25 protein-coding genes and 1 riboswitch are annotated in these 21,908 nt (G+C 43.9%); of the genes, 2 read left to right on the top strand and 23 right to left on the bottom strand.

The window, feature by feature from the left end; genetic code table 11:
- Nucleotides 1-12: 12 nt before the first annotated feature.
- From sufU to NQ095_RS04610, 21 genes are all read right to left on the bottom strand, one after another.
- A complete protein-coding gene (gene sufU / locus NQ095_RS04505; protein WP_034763670.1) occupies nt 13-453 on the bottom strand; it encodes a Fe-S cluster assembly sulfur transfer protein SufU in 441 nt (146 codons plus the stop codon).
- Nucleotides 443-1,672, bottom strand: a complete 1,230-nt coding sequence (locus tag NQ095_RS04510) for a cysteine desulfurase (RefSeq protein WP_258262297.1) — start codon at nt 1,670-1,672, stop codon at nt 443-445. The genes sufU and NQ095_RS04510 overlap by 11 nt, the downstream gene beginning before the upstream one ends.
- Nucleotides 1,672-2,982, bottom strand: a complete 1,311-nt coding sequence (gene sufD / locus NQ095_RS04515; protein ID WP_258262298.1) for a Fe-S cluster assembly protein SufD — start codon at nt 2,980-2,982, stop codon at nt 1,672-1,674. Before sufD ends, NQ095_RS04510 begins: the two co-directional genes overlap by 1 nt.
- 17 nt (nt 2,983-2,999) lie before the next feature.
- Complete coding sequence (sufC, locus tag NQ095_RS04520) at nt 3,000-3,785, bottom strand: Fe-S cluster assembly ATPase SufC (RefSeq protein ID WP_258262299.1); 786 nt, start codon at nt 3,783-3,785, stop codon at nt 3,000-3,002.
- Nucleotides 3,786-4,108: 323 nt separating this feature from the next.
- Nucleotides 4,109-4,291, bottom strand: coding sequence for a hypothetical protein (locus NQ095_RS04525; protein ID WP_258262300.1), 183 nt, complete (start codon nt 4,289-4,291; stop codon nt 4,109-4,111).
- A gap of 86 nt (nt 4,292-4,377) precedes the next feature.
- On the bottom strand, nt 4,378-4,536 hold the full coding sequence (locus NQ095_RS04530; protein WP_258262301.1) for a YuzK family famiily protein: 159 nt from the start codon (nt 4,534-4,536) through the stop codon (nt 4,378-4,380).
- Between the two features lie 314 nt (nt 4,537-4,850).
- Complete coding sequence (locus tag NQ095_RS04535) at nt 4,851-5,216, bottom strand: carboxymuconolactone decarboxylase family protein (RefSeq protein WP_258262485.1); 366 nt, start codon at nt 5,214-5,216, stop codon at nt 4,851-4,853.
- Between the two features lie 458 nt (nt 5,217-5,674).
- Nucleotides 5,675-6,499, bottom strand: a complete 825-nt coding sequence (locus NQ095_RS04545) for a MetQ/NlpA family ABC transporter substrate-binding protein (RefSeq protein ID WP_258262302.1) — start codon at nt 6,497-6,499, stop codon at nt 5,675-5,677.
- Nucleotides 6,500-6,514: 15 nt separating this feature from the next.
- Nucleotides 6,515-7,183: a methionine ABC transporter permease gene (locus tag NQ095_RS04550; RefSeq protein ID WP_258262303.1), complete on the bottom strand. Its 669-nt coding sequence runs from the start codon at nt 7,181-7,183 to the stop codon at nt 6,515-6,517.
- Nucleotides 7,180-8,202, bottom strand: a complete 1,023-nt coding sequence (locus tag NQ095_RS04555; RefSeq protein ID WP_258262304.1) for a methionine ABC transporter ATP-binding protein — start codon at nt 8,200-8,202, stop codon at nt 7,180-7,182. Before NQ095_RS04555 ends, NQ095_RS04550 begins: the two co-directional genes overlap by 4 nt.
- 146 nt (nt 8,203-8,348) lie before the next feature.
- A riboswitch (SAM riboswitch) is annotated at nt 8,349-8,454 on the bottom strand.
- 112 nt (nt 8,455-8,566) lie between these two features.
- Nucleotides 8,567-8,917, bottom strand: coding sequence for an SCP2 sterol-binding domain-containing protein (locus NQ095_RS04560; protein WP_258262305.1), 351 nt, complete (start codon nt 8,915-8,917; stop codon nt 8,567-8,569).
- Between the two features lie 524 nt (nt 8,918-9,441).
- Nucleotides 9,442-9,756: a thioredoxin family protein gene (locus NQ095_RS04565; RefSeq protein ID WP_258262486.1), complete on the bottom strand. Its 315-nt coding sequence runs from the start codon at nt 9,754-9,756 to the stop codon at nt 9,442-9,444.
- A 5-nt stretch (nt 9,757-9,761) separates the two neighbouring features.
- Entirely contained in the window at nt 9,762-10,118 is a 357-nt protein-coding gene (locus NQ095_RS04570) for a toprim domain-containing protein (protein WP_258262487.1), read from the bottom strand.
- A 180-nt stretch (nt 10,119-10,298) separates the two neighbouring features.
- Nucleotides 10,299-10,535 carry a YusG family protein gene (locus tag NQ095_RS04575; protein ID WP_258262306.1) on the bottom strand — a complete coding sequence of 79 codons (237 nt, stop codon included), beginning with the start codon at nt 10,533-10,535 and terminating at the stop codon, nt 10,299-10,301.
- A gap of 93 nt (nt 10,536-10,628) precedes the next feature.
- A complete protein-coding gene (gene gcvH / locus NQ095_RS04580) occupies nt 10,629-11,012 on the bottom strand; it encodes a glycine cleavage system protein GcvH (protein ID WP_258262307.1) in 384 nt (127 codons plus the stop codon).
- Between the two features lie 128 nt (nt 11,013-11,140).
- Entirely contained in the window at nt 11,141-11,497 is a 357-nt protein-coding gene (locus tag NQ095_RS04585; protein ID WP_258262488.1) for an arsenate reductase family protein, read from the bottom strand.
- A gap of 112 nt (nt 11,498-11,609) precedes the next feature.
- The gene (locus NQ095_RS04590) at nt 11,610-11,912 is read right to left on the bottom strand and encodes an ArsR/SmtB family transcription factor (RefSeq protein ID WP_258262308.1); all 303 of its coding nucleotides are present in this window, start codon (nt 11,910-11,912) and stop codon (nt 11,610-11,612) included.
- A gap of 32 nt (nt 11,913-11,944) precedes the next feature.
- The gene (locus NQ095_RS04595; protein ID WP_258262309.1) at nt 11,945-12,724 is read right to left on the bottom strand and encodes an SDR family NAD(P)-dependent oxidoreductase; all 780 of its coding nucleotides are present in this window, start codon (nt 12,722-12,724) and stop codon (nt 11,945-11,947) included.
- Between the two features lie 141 nt (nt 12,725-12,865).
- Nucleotides 12,866-14,650 carry an acyl-CoA dehydrogenase family protein gene (locus NQ095_RS04600; RefSeq protein ID WP_258262310.1) on the bottom strand — a complete coding sequence of 595 codons (1,785 nt, stop codon included), beginning with the start codon at nt 14,648-14,650 and terminating at the stop codon, nt 12,866-12,868.
- Nucleotides 14,651-14,719: 69 nt separating this feature from the next.
- Nucleotides 14,720-15,898, bottom strand: a complete 1,179-nt coding sequence (locus tag NQ095_RS04605; protein ID WP_258262311.1) for an acetyl-CoA C-acetyltransferase — start codon at nt 15,896-15,898, stop codon at nt 14,720-14,722.
- A gap of 37 nt (nt 15,899-15,935) precedes the next feature.
- Nucleotides 15,936-18,320 carry a 3-hydroxyacyl-CoA dehydrogenase/enoyl-CoA hydratase family protein gene (locus NQ095_RS04610; protein ID WP_258262312.1) on the bottom strand — a complete coding sequence of 795 codons (2,385 nt, stop codon included), beginning with the start codon at nt 18,318-18,320 and terminating at the stop codon, nt 15,936-15,938.
- 431 nt (nt 18,321-18,751) lie between these two features.
- On the opposite strand from NQ095_RS04610, the gene NQ095_RS04615 reads away from it, so the two are divergent.
- Together NQ095_RS04615 and NQ095_RS04620 are read left to right on the top strand one after the other, a co-directional pair.
- Entirely contained in the window at nt 18,752-18,889 is a 138-nt protein-coding gene (locus NQ095_RS04615) for a YuzL family protein (RefSeq protein ID WP_258262313.1), read from the top strand.
- Between the two features lie 238 nt (nt 18,890-19,127).
- Nucleotides 19,128-19,754 (top strand): YczE/YyaS/YitT family protein, encoded by a 627-nt coding sequence (locus NQ095_RS04620; RefSeq protein ID WP_258262314.1) that lies wholly within the window; start codon nt 19,128-19,130, stop codon nt 19,752-19,754.
- A gap of 66 nt (nt 19,755-19,820) precedes the next feature.
- On the opposite strand, the gene NQ095_RS04625 is transcribed toward NQ095_RS04620, so the two are convergent.
- A complete protein-coding gene (locus NQ095_RS04625; protein ID WP_258262315.1) occupies nt 19,821-21,284 on the bottom strand; it encodes a potassium/proton antiporter in 1,464 nt (487 codons plus the stop codon).
- A gap of 90 nt (nt 21,285-21,374) precedes the next feature.
- Complete coding sequence (locus NQ095_RS04630; RefSeq protein WP_258262316.1) at nt 21,375-21,869, bottom strand: GNAT family N-acetyltransferase; 495 nt, start codon at nt 21,867-21,869, stop codon at nt 21,375-21,377.
- Nucleotides 21,870-21,908 lie beyond the last annotated feature (39 nt).

Raw genomic sequence — 21,908 nt, forward strand, 5'->3', positions numbered from 1 at the left:
TTGGAGAAGAGCTTATTCCTGCTCTTCTTCCTGCACTCCTTTTTCCATCGCTTTCCAGGCTAGTGTCGCACATTTGATACGGGCCGGAAATTTCGCGACTCCTTGTAATGCTTCTATATCTCCTAAATCCACATCGTCGTCATAATCATTACCCTGCATCATATCAGAGAAGATCTTGGAAAGCTTGAGTGCCTTCTCGATCTCTTTTCCCTTGACTGCCTGTGTCATCATGGACGCAGAAGCCATGGAGATCGAACAACCTTCCCCGTCGAACTTCGCATCCTGAACGACACCATCTTCCACCTTTAACGTAAGGTGAATACGGTCTCCACATGTAGGGTTATTCATATCGATGGTAAAGCTTCCATCCTCTAAAGAACCTTTATTCCGTGGATTCTTATAATGATCCATGATGACTTGTCGATATAACTGATCTAAATTATTAAAAGACATCGCTGAAAAACTCCTTCGTCTTCACCAGGCCGGCAACAAGTTTATCAATATCTTCTTCTGTGTTGTAAAGATAGAAGCTGGCACGTGCCGTTGCGGATACATTCAACCACTTCATCAGCGGCTGTGCACAATGATGACCAGCACGAACGGCTATCCCTTCAGCGTCAAGCACGGTTGCAACATCATGGGGATGAACATCATCTATGTTGAATGTCACAAGACCGGCACGCTGCCCGGGATCACTTGGTCCGAAGATGGTCATACCCTCTACTTCATTCATTTTATCCAAGGCATAAGCGGCAAGCTTATGCTCATGCTCTTCAATGTTATGAAGGCCTACTTGCTCGAGGAAATCGATGGCAGCTCCAAGTCCGATGGCGCCTGCAATGATCGGAGTGCCTCCTTCAAATTTCCACGGAAGCTCTTTCCAAGTGGATTCCTGAAGTCCGACAAAATCGATCATCTCACCTCCGAATTCCACCGGCTCCATATTATTCAGATGCTTTTTCTTGCCGTACAATACCCCGATCCCGGTAGGACCTACCATCTTATGACCGGAGAAGGCGAAGAAATCGCAGTCCAATTCTTGTACGTCAACCTTCATATGTGGAGCAGCCTGAGCTCCGTCCACTACCATGACGGCACCATTTTCATGGGCGATCCTGGTAATTTCTTTGATTGGATTCATTGTACCGAGTACGTTGGAAACCATCATGATGGAGACGATCTTCGTCTGAGGTGTTACGGTTTCTTTTACATCCTCAATTGCAATCGTTCCATCTTCCTGAAGTGGAACGTATTTTAACGTCGCACCGGTTTCTTTCGCCAGTTGCTGCCAAGGAATGATGTTACTGTGATGCTCCATATGAGTGATCACAATTTCATCACCCTCACCTACATTTGCCCTGCCGTAGCTTGCTGCGACGGTATTGATCGCGGTCGTCGTTCCACGGGTGAAGATGACCTCCTGAGTTGAGGAAGCGTTGATGAAGTTGCGGACCTTTTCACGGGCCCCTTCATATCCATCTGTCGCTCTCGTCCCAAGGGTGTGGACACCACGGTGAACATTCGAGTTATATCCACGATAATAATCGTTCACTGCTTCAATGACGGAAACAGGTTTTTGAGATGTTGCGGCACTGTCAAGATAAACGAGTGGATGGCCATTCACTTCCTGGTCGAGAATCGGAAATTGTTTACGAATCTCTTTTACATCCATTAGTTTACTTTCCTTTCGATAACCTCAACCAGCTGTTTCTTGACTCCTTCGATTGGTAATTGTTTCACCACTGGAGCCAGGAAGCCGTGAATCACAAGACGCTCAGCTTCATGCTGAGGAATCCCGCGGCTCATCAAATAGTAAAGTTGAAGTGGATCCACTCGACCTACTGAAGCAGCGTGCCCTGCCGTTACATCATCTTCATCAATAAGAAGGATCGGATTTGCATCGCCGCGTGCTTTTTCGCTAAGCATCAATACGCGTGATTCCTGCTCTGCATTTGACTTTGAGGCGCCATGTTCGATCTTACCGATGCCATTGAAGATTGATGACGATTCGTCTTTCATTACTCCGTGCTTCAGGATGTACCCTTCAGAATTCTTACCGTAGTGAACAACCTTTGTCGTGAAGTTTTGTTTCTGTTTCCCGCGTCCAACGACTACGGTTTTCGTATCACCATAAGAGCCATCGCCCATTAGGTTCGTTACATTTTCAGAAACAGTGTCCCCGTCGTTCATCAATCCCAGTGCCCACTCGATGCGCGCATCCCTTGCAGCTACCCCGCGACGGTTTACGTAAGTCGTGATTCCGCTTGAGAGGGTATCCACTGCACCATATGCCACTTTCGCATTATCCTTCGCCAACACTTCCGTTACGATGTTATAAACCCCATCTTCCACATCCGTAGTGGAAACATAGTTTTCAACATATGTGACTGAGCTGTTATCTTCAGCGACAACCAATACATGGTTGAACATAGCCACTTCGGCGTTGTCGTGAACGTAAACTGCTTGAATCGGCTGAGAGAGCTCCACGTTCTTAGGAATGTAGAGGAATGCTCCTCCATTCATCAGTGCTGCGTGAAGGGCCGTAAGCTTATGCTCATCCGTTTTCACGCCTTCAGTCATGAAGTACTTCTGTACAAGCTCACTGTGCTCTTTCACTGCTGTGAAAATATCCGTAAAAATAACACCTTTATCTTTTAATTCGTTTGAAAGAGAAAGAAAAGCAGGTGTATTATTCCGTTGAATATAAAGGCTTTGATCCTTGCTTTCTAAATCAACTAATGCTTTCACTTCATCCGGCAGCTCACTCAATGATGAGAACGTATCACTATCCACTGTGTGCTTTTGGAATTGAGTGAAATTCCAATTTGTGATTTTCGTTTTATCAGCAACTGGGAGGCTTAGATCCTTTACTTTATCAAAGGCATCTGTACGAAGGGTTGTTAACCATTCCGGCTCTCCAAGTTGTTTTGAGTAGGAGCTGACATAGTCTTGTTCTACTGGTAGTTTCGTTTCTACAGTCATTTTCATCCCCCTAACACTTACGCTTCTTGGCCGACAGTTTCGTCTTTGATTCCCAGCTCTTCTTTAATCCAGTCATATCCTTCTGCTTCAAGGCGCTGCGCTAATTCTTCGCCGCCTGATTTCACAATGCGTCCCTGCATCATAACGTGAACGTGATCAGGAGTGATGTAATTAAGAAGGCGCTGATAGTGAGTGATGATCAAGCAACCGAAATCTTCCCCACGCATCTTGTTGATCCCTTTAGAAACAACTTTAAGCGCATCGATATCAAGACCTGAATCAATCTCGTCAAGGATAGCGATCTTAGGTTGGATCATCATTAGTTGAAGGATTTCATTACGCTTTTTCTCTCCGCCTGAGAATCCTTCATTCAGGTAACGTTGAGCCATATCCGGATCCATTTCCAAATATTCCATTTCAGAATCCATCTTGCGGATGAATTTCATAAGAGAAATTTCTTCTCCCTCTTCACGACGGCTGTTGATTGCTGAACGCAAGAAGTCCGCGTTCGTTACTCCAGTGATTTCACTTGGGTACTGCATTGCAAGGAAAAGACCTACGCGGGCGCGCTCATCCACTGCCATTTCAAGTACATCTTCCCCGTCGAACGTGATGCTTCCTTTTGTCACTTCATACTTTGGGTGACCCATGATAGCAGAAGATAAAGTTGACTTACCCGTACCATTCGGTCCCATTACTGCGTGGATTTCTCCACCTTTAATTTCAAGGTTAACCCCTTTCAGGATTTCCTTTCCTTCAATCTCAACATGAAGATCTTTAATTGTTAAAGTAGAACCTGCCATGTATATTTACCTCCGTGACTTTATAATGAATTTAAGAATATAATTCTTTAATCATTCTCAATTTATTCTCATTACAATCTTATAACAAATAAAAGCTATTATCAACTTTTTCAAGTTGTCAGTTCATGTTAACCGAACGATAGAATCCAATTCTATTGTTGGCTAAAACGGGTGGGAAAATGTAGGGTGTCTAAGGCCCGCTGTTCTTAGGTAGACAATGTGAGAACTTTTGCTTTTCACATATAGCGAGTGGTTTGATTTCCGCTGCAGGTGCTCGCTTTCCTCGGGGCTGGCGGTGAGCCTCCTCAGCTGCAAGTGATGTCCTACCCTTGTCCAGCTCCGGCGGCTAGCCCCTCGAGGTCATAAGCTAAATGGTCCAAGAAGGCAAAAAACGCCTTCTTAGGCCCATTCATCTTATGCTTGTCGGGGCTGAGCAAGTCGCCTCCGCTTTTCGTTGTTTCCCGTAGGAGTCGAGCACCTTCCGCTCCATTCAATTTTCTAAGCATGAGCTTCCTAACATGATCAGAAATTTTATTTCTAAAAAATAAAAAACCAGTGCATCTTCTACACTGGTTTGCTTTTTTCTTCCTTATTATATATTAGCGTGCACCCTGCGATCAAGGGCTGCAATCATTAGGCGGCTTTGCTTGTAATCCTGCTCTCTTTTCTTCTCTACTTGCATTCTGACTTCATGCTTTCGTTTGTACACCTCATAACCTATTCCATGGGCTCCATGCATTGCTTTCTCCATTTCACTTGTGTACGAGATACTCTCAAGAGAGTCGATAATGAATCATTCCTTTCAGGTTTTTAATTACTTTACAACTATACTACCCCCTCGTTCACAAGACAAAACCGGAATTTCATCATTTTTTCTGAAATTCATCCGTCAGCCTGATTCCCGGAGGCTACCCTTAAGTTTTCACAAAATTCCGCCATTATACTGCCAAATAATAGTATACAGATGAAATATTATTAGTTGGAGTGTATATTTATTACCTTCGAAGAAGTGTAAATCCTAAACTTCCTCATAAAAAAGAGAAGGATCTCTCCTTCTCGATACAGTCATTGCTTTAATTGATTCAACTCCTGAATCGACTGCTGTACTAATGTCACAGCCTGACTCATGACTGCGCCTCCACCGAATGCAGCTGTCACACCGATGGTTTCGAGGATCTCTTCTTCCGAACATCCTTGATCCAGGCATCCTTTTGTATGGTAAATGATACAATATTCATCCTGGGAATAGAGGCTGATTCCAAGTGCAATCAACTGTTTTTCTTTTTTGGAAAGGACCCCTTCTCTGAAGCAGTGCTCTGTAAACGTATTATATTGCTCTGCAAGCTCAGGCATTTTCTCCGTGAAGATTCCAAGTCCCATTTTATAATCATGAAGGGCCGCTTCCGTTGTATTTCTTGGTTCCATCTGCATTTCATCCAACTCCATTTCGAAAATAGATTCATCGGAAATAGTATGAGCCAATTTGGAAATGAATATGTTAAAAAGTTACCGAATGATCCCTTGATGAAAGAAAGAGGCTTGGACATAAACTATCGCCATTCACTCTAAAGAAGAGCAATACCTATAAGTTGTTCTTTAGAGGCACTTGTTGCACCGCTGTTGATTTCCGTGCAAGACTTCGCTTTCCTCGGGCGTTCGGCTAGCCTCCTCACAGCTTGCGTTCCTGCGGGGTCTCACCTTTTCCGCTTTTCCCGTAGGAGTCTTCGTCTTGCAATCCAAGCAACAGCTAGAATCTGCAAAATAACTATTATATGTTTTTAAAAAACAATAAAAAATCCGAACGAATTCGGTTTCCTTAACAGAATTTCGAATAATCGTCCGGATTTTTCTTTGGCTAAAACACTATTGTCCCAACCGCTTTCTTAATGTTATTCCGTTACCGGTACAACGGCTCCATCCCATTCTTCATTGATGAAGTCCTGGATTTTTTTTGAGCGCAGGGCTTTGACCAATTCTTTTACTTCTTCTTTGTTTTGGTCACCTTTATTCACAGCAATGACGTTCACATACGGGGAGTTGCTGTCTTCGATGGCGATGGAGTCTTCAAGGGGCTTCAAGCCTGCATCTATGGCATAGTTGGAGTTGATGACAACCGCATCTCCTTCTTCGTTTTCATACATTTGCGGAAGAAGGGCTGCTTCGTACTCATAATCGAATTTCAGCTTTTTTGGATTTTCTTTGATGTCTTCCAGCTGAGCCTGTGTATTTTCAACGCCGTCCTTTAACGTAATAAGACCTTTTTTCTCTAATAATGTAAGGATGCGGCCATGATCGGATACGGAATTACTCATCAAGATCGTGGCACCTTCAGGAAGGTCCTCAAGAGATTTATATTTTTTAGAATATACACCGATCGGTTCAATATGAATTCCGCCCGCATTTACGAAATCATATTCATTCTCTTTCATCTGCAAGTCCATGTAAGGTACGGTTTGGAAATAGTTCGCATCCAAATCACCATTATCCAAGTCTTTATTCGGAAGGATATAGTCCTGATACGTTTCAATTTGCAGGTCGATTCCCTTATCTTCCAAAATCGGTTTCACTTTTTCAAGGATTTCTGCATGGGGAACATTTGAGGCTCCTACCACTAATTCCTTTTCGTCGCCGCTTCCAGAGCCGGAATCACTCCCGCATGCTGCCAATCCAAAGATACTTGTTGCTGCTATCATTCCTGCTAACCATTTTTTCATCTGTATTCTCTCCTCTTATCGTTTGTCTAATTTATTTGTGAAGTAGTCTCCCAGTAGTTGTATCGCAAATACAATGAGTAAGATCATGATGGTCGCAGCCAGGGTTACATCTTCCCTGCTACGTTGAAAACCATCCAGGTAAGCGAGGTTTCCCAATCCCCCGGCACCGATGACACCCGCCATTGCCGTGTACCCCACAAGGGCGATAGCTGTTACCGTGATACCTGAGATCAAAGCCGGAAGAGATTCAGGGATAAGCACTTTCCATATAATAGTGCTTGTCTTCGCCCCCATTGCTTTCGCTGCTTCGATGACGCCTTTGTTCACTTCTCTCAATGCAATTTCAACCATGCGTGCGTAAAATGGTGCAGCTCCGATGATCAGGGCGGGAAGTGCCGCGTTGGCACCGCGGATGGTATCCAATAAAAATTTTGTAAATGGGATCAATAATACAATCAGGATAATGAATGGAATCGAGCGGAACACATTGACCACTGCACTGGTCACCGTATAAGTGAACTTGTTTTCCCATAAATTCTCCTTTGATGTAAGAAATAACAAGATTCCAAGAATCATCCCAACTACGAAGGTGATCAAGACTGACATCCCCGTCATATAAAGGGTTTCGATTGTCGCTTCCCACATCTTCTCCCAATCCACATTCGGAAATAAATTTTCCATCATCCTCCGATCACCTCCACTTTGACCATCTGTTGCTCAGCGAAGGCAACGGCTGACTGAATCGTCTCTTCGGTACCATCAAGATGGACGAATAGCGTACCATAAGCCCCTTTTTGCGTTTGGGAAATTTGTCCTTGAAGAATATTGACATCCAGGTCGAATCTTCGGATCAAGCTGGTAATGAGCGGTTGCTCAGTTGATTCACCGACGAATGTGAATTTCAGGACCTTTCCGTTCGGATACTGAGCTAAGAGGTGATCCAACGTTTCCCCTGTTTCATCCACTTGAGATACTTCTCTCACAAATCGCTTCGTCACCTGCTCTTTTGGATTTCTGAACACTTCAAGAACATCCCCAAGCTCTACAACCTTCCCTTGTTCCATGACCGCCACACGATGGCAGATTTTTTTGATCACATGCATTTCATGGGTGATCAGGACGATGGTCAGACCTAAACGTTTATTAATATCCACCAATAAATCAAGGATGGAATCGGTTGTTTGCGGATCTAAAGCAGAGGTGGCTTCGTCACAGAGAAGGACTTTGGGATTATTGGCAAGGGACCGTGCAATCCCGACCCTCTGCTTCTGTCCCCCGCTCAACTGGGACGGGTAGGCATCTCCTCTTCCATCTAATCCGACCAGTTCCAATAATTCATTGGCTCTTCTCACTCTCTCCTTCCTGGAAATTCCAGCAATTTCTAATGGGAACTGGATATTATCAAGTACCGTGCGTGACCATAGGAGATTGAAATGCTGAAAGATCATCCCTATTGACTGCCTCGCCTCCCGGAGATTTTTCCCTTTCACTTGGGAAACGATCTGTCCATTCACGTTCACGATTCCATTTGTGGGAACTTCAAGGCCATTGAGCATCCGGATCAACGTACTCTTCCCTGCCCCACTATAGCCAATCACTCCAAAAATTTCTCCTTGTGAAATGTCGATGTTGACTCCATCAACGGCTGAAATAGGGCCTGATTTCGATTGATAGATTTTTTTTACATCTGAAATGGTAATCATGCTGTCTCCACCTTCTTTCCGAGTAAAACGATATTTTTAATTAGTATTAAAGTTGCGCTCGCCATTCACACAGTCTTTACGTACACAATAAAAAATGCCTTCCTGCGATAAGCAGAAAGGCATAATCATATATAGGACTATCCTTTCTCTCATCTTTCAAAGCAAAGCTTTGAGTGAATTGGCACCATTTCAATTTTCATTGACGGTTGCCGGGCTTCATAGGGCACGTCCCTCCACCTCTCTCAATAAGAGTAAAGTATCGATTTATTTAATTTTTCGAATTGTTAAAGACTCTGAAAATTTGCTACAAGAGAGATTCTATCATCGAAAATAGAAATGTGTCAATTCTTTTTTCTCACGTTTTTCATACTTGTACCGGTTCCTTGACCCTGGACCTCGTCAGCCAAAGGACGGACTCTACAAATAACAGCTGGCGGTATCCTCCCCTGACTTCAAGGATGTTATTTTCGATCAGCTGAGATAATCGCTCTTCTCCTGAAAGAAGGGGTAGCATGTCTTTCTCTTTTCCCTCAATGACAAAATGTGATTCCCCACTGCCATCGGTCAATACAGTACAACCTCCGTTTGAAATGGAAATCCCGTAGAGGTCCTTTTCACAATGAAACTGAAGAATAAATGGGCTATCTGGAAACAAGAGTCGTAAGTGATACCTTGAATGACACTGATCTACTAATTCCTCTAAATATATTCGCATGAATACCCTCCCAGTGAAACTTCTATATAGTATCAATTCCACTTTTAGGCATTTTTCCCTTTTAGACATTCTCGACATGTTTTGAATGTATTTATCTTATTTGTCGAACAGTAAGAAATTGGGTGATGACCAGTCAAAAAATGATGAGATTCGAAACATTTCCCAAGAAATATGTCCTCGTTTGTAGAAAGAAAATGACTGTTTTCGTAAACTTTTCTGTTTTTATCAGCACCGTGCTGGTTGATTTCCGCTCCAGATGCTCGCTTTCCTCGGGGCGTGAGTTGAGCCTCCTCGAGCTTCGCCCTGCGGGGTCTCAACTTTCCCGCTATTCCCGAAGGAGTCGAGCATCTTCCGCTCCAATCAACACTATTCATGTATTCTCAAATTAGATAAATACGAGACTGTTCGTTATAATAATCATTTTTTCTTATGTGTTGAGAGGGCAATATCCTATTTTTAAAGCAGATGAAGAAAAGAAGTGCAGACAAAATAAAAAGACCTTTCATTAAGGTCTTTTATCCCCACTAGCTGTTTTGGATTTTGCTGATGGTTTCGTATAGGAATGGCACGGATTGAAAGGCATAGATTCTCTCCATTTCCACTCCATCTTTAAATAAAAGAAGGCAGGGGACGCTTTCAATGGATTGTTCTTCTGCGAATCGGGGCAGATAATTCAGGTTAGCCTTCACAAAATGAAATGACTGGGGGAGTTTCTCGACCACTTCCATCATTTTACCCGCGACCTGACATGTACCACACATCGGTGTATATAGATAAACGGCTTCAAACGCATGGTATTCGATCGATTCGTTTAATTCTTCTGTCTGGCTTACCTCCAACAAAACTAAATCATCCTTTTTCCAAGATATTCTTTATGCACATCGATATTTGCACCTATGAGAACGGAGGCAAGATGATATTCCGGGGCTGCGGCCACTTCCTTATACATCCGGTCGATATAAAGATGTTCCGCTTCAGGGAATTCACGCTTAAACTGTTTACGTAATTTCTCCCCCGCATCATCCGCATCGACAAGGATGTACACATCCCTTTCAAATAGCTCATCGATGAGTTCGTCCATTTTTGTGATACTGATCGTTCCATTCGTGCAAATAATTTCAATCGGTCCTTTAATTATTCCTCTTACTTTCCGCTTGTCGGTTGTGCCTTCGACAATGATTACCTTTTCATCAAGTTCCATCATGATCATCACCTTATCTTTCAGAAATAAGATTAGGATAGTATATTCAGATAACAAGAGATGATGTCCACTTTCTACTCATATTTTCGCTTGTTCAGAAAAATAGTGCAAGTGGTTTGCCTAACGGCTTATAGAAATGATGCCAGATCCATAAAATCGAATCTGGCACAACGGTCCCCTTTAACACCATCCACCTTCGTCACAATCCGTGTACCTTGCATCATGGCCTTCAGTGGAAGTATAGTTTTGATAAATTTTATTTTCTCTTGCTTCGAAGTTCGGTTCCATTGTCAGTCCATCAAGGGGCAAGGAAGTTCTGCCGATTGTCTGACCATCTAGGAATAATTCGACTTCACCATTTTTAAGCCTGCCTGTCACCCTGCTTGTAACGTCTAATTTCTTTGGTTCAAGCGCCATACGTATTCATCCTTTCTTTTTACGAATACTCATATGTTGCCCAAAAAGAATAACAAAACACCTTGAGAAATCCTCAAGGTGTCCGGTTGGAAATTATCCTTCATTAATCATTTTATCGTACTGTTCAGCTGTCATCAGCTTGTCTACTTCTCCAGCATCTGAAGGCTCCACAACGACCATCCATGCTTTCTCATAAGGCGATTCGTTCACGAACTCAGGGCTGTCGGACAGCTCTTCATTCACTTCTACAACCTTACCGGAAACAGGGGCGTATAGCTCAGAAACGGTCTTTACCGATTCAACACTGCCGAAAGGCTCGTCCGCTTTGATTTCATCTCCAACTTCAGGTAACTCGACGAATACGATATCGCCCAGCTCAGATTGTGCAAATGATGTGATTCCTACGCGTACATTTTCCCCTTCAACTTTGACCCACTCGTGTTCTTCTGAATAACGAAGTTCTTTCGGTGTACTCATTCTCTATCCCTCCAAATGCTAGTTATACAACCTAATATTGACACACTTTTCATCGAAAAAGCAAGAAAACTAAGTGTGAATAATGAAACTTTTTCATCGTCCACGATCTGTGAATCTCGAACCCATATTTACTTCCAGGTTTCCTCGAACGTCTCTTCTTTAAAACCTACGGTCACCTTGCTCCCATCCGTTGTGATTGGACGTTTGATGAGCATCCCATCTGAGGAAAGGATTTCTAATAATTCTTCATCAGATGCTGAATTCACTTTATCTTTCAAGCCCATTTCACGATACTTTTTGCCACTTGTATTGAAAAATTTCTTAAGAGGGTATCCACTTTTTTCATACAGGCTTTTGAGCTCCATTTTTGACGGGGGATTTTCTACAATATGTATTTCATCTATGGAGAGACCCTGGTCCTCCAGCCACTTTTTTGCTTTTTTGCATGTACCGCACTTTGGATAAGAATAAAAAGTCAACGACATCATTCCACCACCTTTCTTGGTTAGTGCCGGATAGGGTGTGTTCCCATCCGGTCACCGTGAATCTATGTCTTACATTCGACAATATCCGTTAGTATCCTTCTTTTCCGGAACATTACTCACATTGTTTTTCAACGGTTTCAACCAATTCTTTGAGGAGGACGGTTGCGTTGTCCAGCTCAAGAGAATAGAAACGCTGTGTTCCTTTTTGCTCCAGTGATACTAGCTGCTGATCTCTAAGGATCTTCAAGTGATGGGAAACAGCAGGTCGGGATAATGTCATATTTTCAGTTATCTGATTGACCGTAAGAGGTTCTTGTTCGGCAAGAAGTAAAATGATATCTTGACGATAAGGATCGCTCAGCGCTTGAAATAATGGTATACAAGCACGAAATGTATCGATTGCTTTTTGACCCATAGTGTTCTCCCTTCAAACTCATTCAATAGTAATTATACCCGTTCTTGTACCTTGCGAACAATACTCGTGACCATTTTACGCGGCATGAATCGAATCGACTGAGTGAGGATGCGATTTTTCATCCCCGGGACAATTACCGTTTTCGTATTGGTCATCATCTGTTTATATCCTTCCTCCACTACATCTTCAACACTCATCACGCCTGATTGGAACAGTTTGGAGGACTGAAGTTCGGCTGCGTCACTGAACCCCGTTTTAGTGGCACCTGGGCATAGAGCCGTCACTTTCACTCCATGTGGTGCCCACTCATTCGCCAAAGCTTCCGATAAAGACAATACGTACGCTTTTGTCGCATAATACACTGCCATTAGCGGTCCGGGCTGAAAAGCAGCCGTTGATGCGACATTTAATATTTGTCCCTTCTTCCTATTCACCATCTCTTTACCAAAATACTTACTCAACTCTGTAAGGGCAGTAATATTCACTTGGATCATGTCCAATTCCTTTGACAGCTCCGTTTGCTCAAATTCTCCAAATAAACCGAACCCTGCATTATTGATCAAAATATCCACTGGTATTCTTTGTGCTTTTATTTCCTCATACAATTTCTTTGAAGCATCAGGCTTTGAAAGGTCAGAAGTAAATACGTATGTCTTGACCCCATACTTATTCTCAATTTCATTTGAAAGAGTTTGAAGCTTCCCCTCACTACGGGCGACAAGAATCACATCATGGCCAGATCCTGCGAATTTATGACTGAAGTTTAACCCGATTCCGCTAGAAGCTCCTGTTATCAGTACCGTTTTATTCATTTATGATAACCACCTTACTTTAATGTTTAAACACTTAAACGTTTAAGTGTTTAAACATATAATAATTAATTTAGTTCGGAATGTCAAGTGAGAATAAAGAAAGGGACGGACCTCCGAATCGGAGGTCCGTCCCTACGTTACTTACAGGGCATATTTTTCTAAGTCAATCAGCTTTTCTGATGCTTCACGCTTCACTGCGATCACATTGATCGGTGTGTGGCGGGTGAATTTACGAAGAGCTGACAGCATCATACGGAGTGTGTCACCTGTTTCAGTTGCCACAAGCGTTTCTTTCGCGTGCTGTTCGATTTCATTGAAAGCTTCTTGACAGAAGATTTGTGTGTAAAGAAGCTTTTGTTTCGCTTTCTCGACTCCACCTTTTTCAATTGCTTTTTCCGTTCTAAGGACAACGGATTCCATTGCATAAGCCTGAGAAACGATATCCGCAATGTTCACAAGGATTTCCTGTTCTTTTTCAAGGGCTTTACCATATTTCTGTGCAGCCAATCCTGCCAACATCAAGCCGATTTTCTTTGCATTTTTCACAAGATACTTCTCTTGTGCCAATGGCTCATCGCCCACTTCTTCAGGCATAAGCATCATCAATTCTTCTTGAAGAGCCTGTGCTTTTTGAAGCAATGGCAGTTCACCCTTCATGGCTTTACGAAGGTATGTGCCTGGAACAAGAAGTCGGTTGATTTCATTCGTTCCTTCGAAGATCCGGTTGATACGGGAATCACGGTACATTCTTTCAATTTCATATTCCTGCATGAAACCGTATCCACCATGAAGCTGAACACCTTCATCTACTATATAGTCAAGCACTTCTGTTGCGAAGAATTTATTTAATGAACACTCGATTGCATACTCAGCAATGGACTTTGCAACCTCTGTTCCATTCTTTACTTCTTCATCCGTCAGTTTGCTCATGCGGTCTTCGAATAATCCTACTGTACGGTAAACGGAAGATTCCGCTGCGTACAATTTAGACGCCATGGTCGCAAGCTTTTCTTTCGTTAAGTTGAAGCTTGAGATCGGTGTTTTGAACTGCTGACGCTGATTGGTGTATTGAACGGTTACTTCAAGGGCACGTTTACTCGCTCCGACAGCACCTACACCTAATTTGTAACGCCCGATGTTTAAGATATTGAAGGCGATGATATGGCCTTTTCCTGCATCCCCAAGTAGATTTTCAACCGGGATTTCAGCATCCTCTAAGATCAATGTACGAGTGGAAGAGCTCTTGATCCCCATCTTCTTTTCTTCTGGACCTGTTGAAACGCCAGGGAATTCTTTTTCTACGATGAATGCTGAGAAATGCTCCCCATCAATCTTCGCATATACAACGAACACATCTGCAAATGCAGAGTTTGTGATCCATTGTTTTTCACCGTTCAGAATGTAGTGGGTACCTTCTGCATTTAATTTAGCCGTCGTCTTCGCACCAAGGGCATCTGATCCAGATCCTGGCTCTGTCAAAGCGTAAGCCGCTAATTTTTCACCTGTAGAAAGTGCAGGAAGATATTTTTGTTTCTGCTCTTCGTTACCAAATAGTACGATTGGAAGGGACCCGATACCGACATGGGCACCGTGAGAGATGGAGAATCCGCCGGCACGTGACATTTTCTCAGCAATCAAAGCCGAACTTACTTTATCAAGTCCCAGTCCGCCATACTCTTCAGGTACGTCTGCTCCCAGAAGACCGAGATCCCCTGCTTCTTTTAAAAGGCGCACAGAATGATCGAACTCATGATTTTCCAGATTATCAATGACAGGTACCACTTCATTCAGTACATAGTCTTCTGTCGTTTTCGCAATCATTTTTTGCTCATCGGAATAATCCTCCGGTGTGAAAACTTGCTCAAAGCTTACATCTTCAATTAAAAAACTTCCACCCTTGATTAGCTTATCTGTTTGATTCGCCATTTCGAATCCCCCTAAAAATGTTATTTTGAAAGAGTAGAGGGCCTCGAGATTCGAGGTCCGTCCCTCCGATTAACCGATTAATTCAAATACGCCGGCTGCTCCCATTCCGCCGCCGATGCACATGGTGACGATACCGAATTGCTGGTTTCTGCGTTTCATTTCATGTACCAGTGAAAGGGTCAGCTTCGCGCCGGTACAGCCCAGTGGATGACCGAGAGCGATGGCTCCTCCATTCACGTTCACCCGTTCTTCATCCAGTCCCAGCTGACGGATGACCTGGATCGATTGGGAAGCAAATGCTTCATTCAGTTCGAACAATCCGATATCCGAAAGTTGCAGTCCTGCCATCTTAAGTGCCCGCGGAATTGCTTCCACAGGGCCGATCCCCATGATTTCAGGCGGGACTCCCGCTACTGCAAAGCTTCTGAATTTCGCCATCGGCTGCAGTCCTAATGATCCTGCCTTTTCACGATCCATCACCATGACTGCCGCTGCGCCGTCACTCGTTTGTGATGAGTTCCCTGCCGTGACAGAGCCCTTCACATTGAAAGCTGGTCGTAATTTAGCGAGAACCTCAGAACTGGTTTCAGCTCTGACACCCTCATCTTTTGAAAATTGGAAAGGTTTTTCAACCAGTTTATTTTCACTGTTCACTGAACGGTGAAGCACATCGACCGGGACGATTTCATCGTCAAACTTCCCTTCAGCGATGGCCTTGGCTGCTTTTTGATGGCTTCGTACGGCAAAGGCATCCTGGTCTTCACGGGATACCCCAAATTTCGTTGCCACCTGTTCTGCTGTATGACCCATGCTCATGTAATACTGAGGGGCGTTTTCAGCAAGCTTCGAATTCGGTCGGACCACATGGCCCATCATCGGGACAAGACTCATGGACTCCGCTCCACCGGCGATCGCCGTATCAGAGTGACCAAGCATGATTTTTTCTGCCGCATAGGCAATGGATTGTAACCCGGATGAACAATAGCGGTTGATGGTGATTGCCGGTACGGAATCAGGAAGACCTGCGAGTCCTCCGATATTCCGTGCCATATTCAACCCTTGCTCTGCTTCCGGCATCGCACATCCAATGATCAAGTCATCGATGTTACCTTCATAATTCCCTGCACGCTTAAGGGTTTCCTTCACTACAAGTGCTCCAAGATCATCTGGTCTTACCTGAGCCAATGATCCTTTTCGAGATTTTCCGACTGGTGTTCTTGCACCAGCGACAATGACTGCTTCGCGCATGATATTCCCCCGCTTTCTCATATGATTGAAACGCTGATTAGTTGCGTAATGGTTTCCCTTTTACAAGCATGTGCTGCATTCTTTGCTGAGACTTAGGCTGTGCAACAAGGCTAAGGAACGCTTCTCTTTCAAGATCCAACAGATACTGTTCGTCGACTTCTGTTCCGTATGGTACTTTTCCGCCTGCAATCACATAAGCAAGCTTCTTCGCAATCATCAGGTCGTGGTCCGAAATAAAGCCAGATTGGAACATGGATTGAGCTCCAAGAAGAAGAGTTGCATATCCCGGTTCACCTACAACCGGAACCTTTTTACGGATCGGGGCCGAGTAACCGGCTTCATATAGGCCTAGAGCAGCCTGTTTTGCATCATATAATAAATGATCATTGTTCACGCTGACTCCATCGGCTTTATTCAAGAAATTATTATCCCTTGCTTCATCCCCTGATGTGGAAACCTTCGCCATGGCAATCGTTTCGAATACTTTATTGGCCACTTTTTGAAGGTCGAATTCCACTCCGTTTGGTAGATTGGCCAAGTGCTTCATATAAAGCTCTTTGTTTCCGCCTCCTCCAGGGATCAATCCAACACCGACTTCGACTAAGCCCATGTAAGTTTCCATCGACGCCTGGATGTGGGCAGCCGGTAAGCAGACTTCGCTTCCTCCGCCTAATGTCATTCCGAATGGTGCCGCAACAACCGGTTTAGATGAATATTTGATCTTCATCATCGCCTGCTGGAAGTGGCGTACGACCATATCGATTTCAAATACATTGTCGTCCTGCGCTTCCATGAGGATCATAGCCAGGTTCGCTCCCACACAGAAGTTCTTACCCTGGTTTCCGATGACCAGCCCTTTGAAATTCTTTTCAACTTCTTCAACGGCAAAATTGATCATTTGTGTGATATCCATTCCGATGGCATTGTTTGGAGAATGGAATTCAAGAAGTGCGATTCCGTCCCCGATGTCAATCAGGCTGGCCCCGGAATTCTTTTTGATGAGTTTTCCTGAGTTCTTCAGCGCCTTTAAGTCGATCGCCTTCGAGTTACGCTCTACAAGTTGGTAGTCTCCATTATGATAGAAGTAACGCTCACCGTTTTCTTCTTTATAGAAAGTGGAGTTGCCTTCTGAAAGCATCGTTTCAACCCACTGAGGTACAGCGTTGCCTTCTTCCTTCATACGGGTTACTGATTTTTCCACTCCGATTGCATCCCATGTTTCAAATGGTCCCATTTCCCAACCGAAGCCCCACTTCATGGCTTGGTCGATGCCCACGATATCATCGGCGATTTCACCATGGAGCTCCGCTGAATACGTTAAGACCGGTGACACGATATTCCACAGAAGTGAACCTGCCTGATCTTTTGCATAAACAAGTGATTTGACTTTATTCTTTAAGCCCTTTTCATTTTTCGCCATTTCAAGAGAAGCCGTTTTCAGCTTTTGGCGGGGTTGATAGTCCATCGTTTCAGGATTAAGTTCCAGGATCTCTTTCCCTTTTTTCAAGAAGAAGCCCTGTCCGCTCTTACTTCCAAGCCAGCCGTTTTCAAGCATTTTCTGCATGAAAGCCGGTACTTCGAATACCTTTTGTTCTTCACCTTCCACTTGGTCATACACATTCTTTGCAACATGCGCGAATGTATCAAGTCCTACTACATCGAGAGTACGGAAAGTGGCGCTTTTCGGTCTTCCGATCACAGGTCCTGTGATGGAATCGACTTCCCCTACAGAGTAGCCGCCCTTCAGCATTTCCTGAACGGTGATCAATAAGCCATACGTTCCAATCCGGTTTGCAATGAAGTTTGGCGTATCCTTTGCCATCACGACACCCTTACCGAGGACGTCTTCACCAAATGTTTTCATGAAACTCACGACTTCCGGATCCGTCTTTTTCGTCGGGATGACTTCCAGAAGCTTCAAGTAACGTGGCGGATTGAAGAAATGCGTTCCAAGGAAATTCTTCTGGAAGTCTTCTGACCGTCCTTCTGACATCGCCTCGATGGAAATCCCTGACGTATTGGAACTGATGATGCTTCCCGATTTACGGTAGCGTTCGACTTGCTCGAACACTTTCTTTTTAATATCTAAATTCTCAACGACTACTTCAATCACCCAGTCGCAATCCCCGATATGTGCAAGGTCATCCTCAAAGTTGCCTGCTGTAATAAGTGAAGCGTTTTGTTTTGATGTTAATGGAGCAGGTTTTTGCTTGAAGAGCTTTTTTAAAGCGTTTTCACTAAATTGATTACGAAACGCCTTGCTCTCTTCCGTAAGGCCCTTCGCTTTATGTTCGTCGGTCAATTCTCTTGGTACGATGTCTAATAACATTGTCGGGATGCCGATATTTGCAAGATGCGCGGCTATTCCTGAACCCATGACTCCTGATCCTAACACTGCGGCTTTCTGAATTCTACGAACCAATGGTATTTCCCCCTTATACACACTTTGAATGAATACTCATTCATTTTTTACTTAAAAAAAAGACACGAATGAGTTCCTGTTACATCTAATATATCGGATTTTCTAAAATATCGCAATATTTAAACGTTAAATTTACAAAAAATTAACTATTGTCTCCCACACCCACATTGGCCATCATCCAAATCAACCTATTCAACCATCCAAGTCCACGTGATATATACAACCGTCAAAATAATTTCTCCTATTTATATATATGAAATATTTTGAGGGACGGACCTTGTGTAGACGACCATTTTTTCTCCCATTTATTATTGAAAGCTTATTATAAAGGGTTTTTCGTGCTCATGCTTCTTCGTTCCCACGGAAAATTGGAGGTCCGTCCCTCATATTTTTTTAATGATCAGGGAATGTTAGGAGTGGAGGTGTTCTATATGGCGAAGCAGAAGAAGCATCCTTCTAAGGCTGGGGTTAGTGCAGCGAGTGTGAAGGGGGATGCCGGTCCGACGGTTGAGATGGACGGCGGCGGCAAGAGAAACAGTCAAAACAATCAATTTAAGAAGCAACCATAGAAATATGTGGAGACTGCACCCGAGTAATATGTTCGGGTGCGGTTTTTTTGTTCGTGGGTTGGATGGGGCCACCCCTCATACAAAAATTAACTTTGCCTTCCCGCCCCTTTTAAAGTAAACTATTACTATCAATTCAAAGACGTCAGACCTCCTACTTTACTAACATCACGATCAAAGTAGCTCGTCTGTTTTTTTAAGTACACGAATGATAACGTTTACAGATAAGGAGACTATGTGAATGAAGCGCAGATTTTTGTTTTTTACGATTGGACTTTTCATTTTGACGATGGGGGTAGCCCTGATTATTAAGTCTGGCCTTGGAGCCTCTGCCTGGGATGCCCTCGCGGTTGGGGAGTCGAATATGTTCGGGATCACCGTGGGGACGGCGGTATTTATCAATGGGATTGTGTTGATTGGACTCAATTCCCTCATTATGAAAAAGAAACCAGATGTCCTCGCTGCAGGATCGATTCTGGTCATTGGCCTGTTGATTGATTTTTGGCTGCTCGTTGTCTTTAACAATTATGCACCCGAGATGGTGTTGCATCAGCTGGTTGCCCTTGCTTCCGGGATTTTGACGATGGGCCTTGGAATTGCGATTTACCTTCAGGCGAAGTTTCCAGCAAGTCCCATGGACACCCTTATGGTTGCGATTCATACACGTTTCGGGTTAAATCTTCGTAACTCCCGGATCATCAGTGAAGGATTCGCCCTTTCACTCGCATTCCTCTTTAAAGGGGATATCGGAATCGGGACGATCATTGTCACCCTCACATTGGGATTCGTCGTTCAATACAGCTTCCCGATTTTCGAACAGCTCTTTGAGAAAAAATCATTGGCGAAAGCAGCGGTTACTGCTGACTGAATCTTACCAAAAAGCAACCTTCCCAATTTGGAAGGTTGCTTTTTTCGTGTTCATGTGAAGAGAGCGTCATGAGAGACCTACTCCTCCTTTAGCATTCAACAACTCATTGATCCTTTTTCTCTGGCTCTTATTCGCAAGCACATAAAGGGTATCGCCCGCTTTGATTAACGTTTCACCCGTTGGCGTAATCAGTTCACTATTTCGGATGACGGCAGAAATTAATGTTTTTTCAGGGAGATTGATGTCTTTAATTTCTTTGTTCGTAATATAGGCATCATCGTTAATGAGTACTTCAAGCATTTCATTATTTGTTTTTCCGATGGAAACGAGTTCGATGCTGTGGGCGATCGGAGGTTTTTCTTTTCCTGCAAGCTTAAGATAGTTTGCCAAAGGAGAAATCGTCGTCCCTTGAATCAGAGCGGATAGAAGAACCACGAAAAACACGACGTTGAAGATGACTTCGTTGTTTTCAATGCCTGCTACCATAGGATACGTTGCCAATACAATCGGGACTGCTCCCTTCAAGCCTGCCCATGAAATGAAGAACTTTTCTTTAACGGTGAAGTTCTTGGCCAGCGCTAAGCTTAGATAGACTCCGAGAGGTCTGGCTACAACAATCAACAGAATCGCAAGTATGATTCCCTGCCACGCTATCTCCGGTAGGTGCTGAGGGAAGACCAGCAATCCCAGGAGGATGAACATGACGATCTGCATCATCCACGCAAATCCTTCATTGAAGCGGACAATGGAATGGCGGTAGGTGAGTTCCTTATTCCCGACGACGATTGCCATGATATAGACAGCAAGGAGACCACTCGCCTCCAGGATGCTTGTGAAGGCATAAGTAAAGATGGCAAGGGAGATGGAGAGGACCGGATACAGTCCGGACGAATCCAGATTGATTCGATTGATGACCCACACGGATGCCAGGCCCAGAACCAAGCCAAGGACCAGGCCCATTCCCATCTGCCAAAAGAAGCTCAGAATCAGGGAAGCAGGATTCAATCCCGGAAATAGAATCAATTGTAAAAATGCTACAGTTAAGAAAATGGCCATGGGGTCGTTACTGCCGGACTCTGCTTCCAGTGTGGAAGATATCTTCGGTTTGATGTTCTTGTTCCCTAGTACGGAGAACACCGCTGCAGCGTCGGTTGAACCGACGATCGCCCCGAATAGCATTCCTTCAAGCCAGCTCACGTCGAGTATATACTTGGCTGCCACCCCAATGGATACGGTGGTTGCCACAACCCCGATGGTTGCGAGTGAAAGGGCGGGTTTATACACCTTTCTTACATTCCCCCATTTCGTTTGAAGTCCACCCTCGAACAAAATGATGATGAGTGCAAGCGTACCGATAAATTGAGTCATAGGGGCATTATCGAAGAAGAAGTATGTATTTAAGACCATTCCCACGATGATGAACAGAATCAATGAGGGGACGCCTAATCGTGTGGAGAACTTAGCTGTGATCACACCGACCAGTAGCAAGAGGCCAAGAAGCAGGGTCAAATTATCAATGGTAATTTCCATAGTATCGCCTCTAATTTCATGAAGATTATTCCCTTATATTATATAACATTGTGAATTACGTAACAATTATTCTGCCTTTCTCACCAGCTCTTATAAGCGTTTACCCATGATAATGTATTCGTGTGGGACGTTCGGATAAAACCCTTCACGGATGACCTTAAATCCCCCGGCATGATAAAAGGCGATGGCCGTGTCATTATCTTTTCGAGTCGTGAGGAGGACCCGTTTTTCTTTTCTATTTTTCAGTAATTGCTCTACGAGTTGCTTCCCGATCCCCCTGCCTCTGTATGACGGGTCCACACCCAGCTCCACTAGTTCCATGCAATTCTTCATCCAGTCACGCTCGGGATGTAAATGACTTGCTAGTAAATCGTGATAGTACTGCCCTTTTCTTGAAGAATAACCATAAATATATCCGGCCACCCGGTCATCGATAATGGCCAGGTACCCTTCGAAAAACGGATACGTGGAATGCCGTTTAAATTGCTCTTCCATGCCTCTCGGATCCACCTGAAATAGGCGGCAATATAATGTAATCATTTTCTTGAAATACTTTCCTTCCAACCGAAAAGGAACGATTTGCATTCTCCCTTCCTCCCCTCTCCTATAAACAAATAAGGCTCT

This window comes from Rossellomorea sp. SC111, assembly GCF_024733565.1.
In the GTDB taxonomy this organism is placed as follows: domain Bacteria; phylum Bacillota; class Bacilli; order Bacillales; family Bacillaceae_B; genus Rossellomorea.

What these genes read in the sequence shown, in the direction of transcription:
- sufU (WP_034763670.1), bottom strand. Translation starts at nt 453, where the DNA reads ATGTCTTTTAATAATTTAGATCAGTTATATCGACAAGTCATCATGGAT.
- NQ095_RS04510 (WP_258262297.1), bottom strand. Translation starts at nt 1,672, where the DNA reads ATGGATGTAAAAGAGATTCGTAAACAATTTCCGATTCTCGACCAGGAA.
- sufD (WP_258262298.1), bottom strand. Translation starts at nt 2,982, where the DNA reads ATGACTGTAGAAACGAAACTACCAGTAGAACAAGACTATGTCAGCTCC.
- sufC (WP_258262299.1), bottom strand. Translation starts at nt 3,785, where the DNA reads ATGGCAGGTTCTACTTTAACAATTAAAGATCTTCATGTTGAGATTGAA.
- NQ095_RS04525 (WP_258262300.1), bottom strand. Translation starts at nt 4,291, where the DNA reads ATGCTTAGAAAATTGAATGGAGCGGAAGGTGCTCGACTCCTACGGGAA.
- NQ095_RS04530 (WP_258262301.1), bottom strand. Translation starts at nt 4,536, where the DNA reads ATGGAGAAAGCAATGCATGGAGCCCATGGAATAGGTTATGAGGTGTAC.
- NQ095_RS04535 (WP_258262485.1), bottom strand. Translation starts at nt 5,216, where the DNA reads ATGCAGATGGAACCAAGAAATACAACGGAAGCGGCCCTTCATGATTAT.
- NQ095_RS04545 (WP_258262302.1), bottom strand. Translation starts at nt 6,499, where the DNA reads ATGAAAAAATGGTTAGCAGGAATGATAGCAGCAACAAGTATCTTTGGA.
- NQ095_RS04550 (WP_258262303.1), bottom strand. Translation starts at nt 7,183, where the DNA reads ATGATGGAAAATTTATTTCCGAATGTGGATTGGGAGAAGATGTGGGAA.
- NQ095_RS04555 (WP_258262304.1), bottom strand. Translation starts at nt 8,202, where the DNA reads ATGATTACCATTTCAGATGTAAAAAAAATCTATCAATCGAAATCAGGC.
- NQ095_RS04560 (WP_258262305.1), bottom strand. Translation starts at nt 8,917, where the DNA reads ATGCGAATATATTTAGAGGAATTAGTAGATCAGTGTCATTCAAGGTAT.
- NQ095_RS04570 (WP_258262487.1), bottom strand. Translation starts at nt 10,118, where the DNA reads ATGGAACTTGATGAAAAGGTAATCATTGTCGAAGGCACAACCGACAAG.
- NQ095_RS04575 (WP_258262306.1), bottom strand. Translation starts at nt 10,535, where the DNA reads ATGGCGCTTGAACCAAAGAAATTAGACGTTACAAGCAGGGTGACAGGC.
- gcvH (WP_258262307.1), bottom strand. Translation starts at nt 11,012, where the DNA reads ATGAGTACACCGAAAGAACTTCGTTATTCAGAAGAACACGAGTGGGTC.
- NQ095_RS04585 (WP_258262488.1), bottom strand. Translation starts at nt 11,497, where the DNA reads ATGTCGTTGACTTTTTATTCTTATCCAAAGTGCGGTACATGCAAAAAA.
- NQ095_RS04590 (WP_258262308.1), bottom strand. Translation starts at nt 11,912, where the DNA reads ATGGGTCAAAAAGCAATCGATACATTTCGTGCTTGTATACCATTATTT.
- NQ095_RS04595 (WP_258262309.1), bottom strand. Translation starts at nt 12,724, where the DNA reads ATGAATAAAACGGTACTGATAACAGGAGCTTCTAGCGGAATCGGGTTA.
- NQ095_RS04600 (WP_258262310.1), bottom strand. Translation starts at nt 14,650, where the DNA reads ATGGCGAATCAAACAGATAAGCTAATCAAGGGTGGAAGTTTTTTAATT.
- NQ095_RS04605 (WP_258262311.1), bottom strand. Translation starts at nt 15,898, where the DNA reads ATGCGCGAAGCAGTCATTGTCGCTGGTGCAAGAACACCAGTCGGAAAA.
- NQ095_RS04615 (WP_258262313.1), top strand. Translation starts at nt 18,752, where the DNA reads ATGGCGAAGCAGAAGAAGCATCCTTCTAAGGCTGGGGTTAGTGCAGCG.
- NQ095_RS04620 (WP_258262314.1), top strand. Translation starts at nt 19,128, where the DNA reads ATGAAGCGCAGATTTTTGTTTTTTACGATTGGACTTTTCATTTTGACG.
- NQ095_RS04625 (WP_258262315.1), bottom strand. Translation starts at nt 21,284, where the DNA reads ATGGAAATTACCATTGATAATTTGACCCTGCTTCTTGGCCTCTTGCTA.
- NQ095_RS04630 (WP_258262316.1), bottom strand. Translation starts at nt 21,869, where the DNA reads ATGCAAATCGTTCCTTTTCGGTTGGAAGGAAAGTATTTCAAGAAAATG.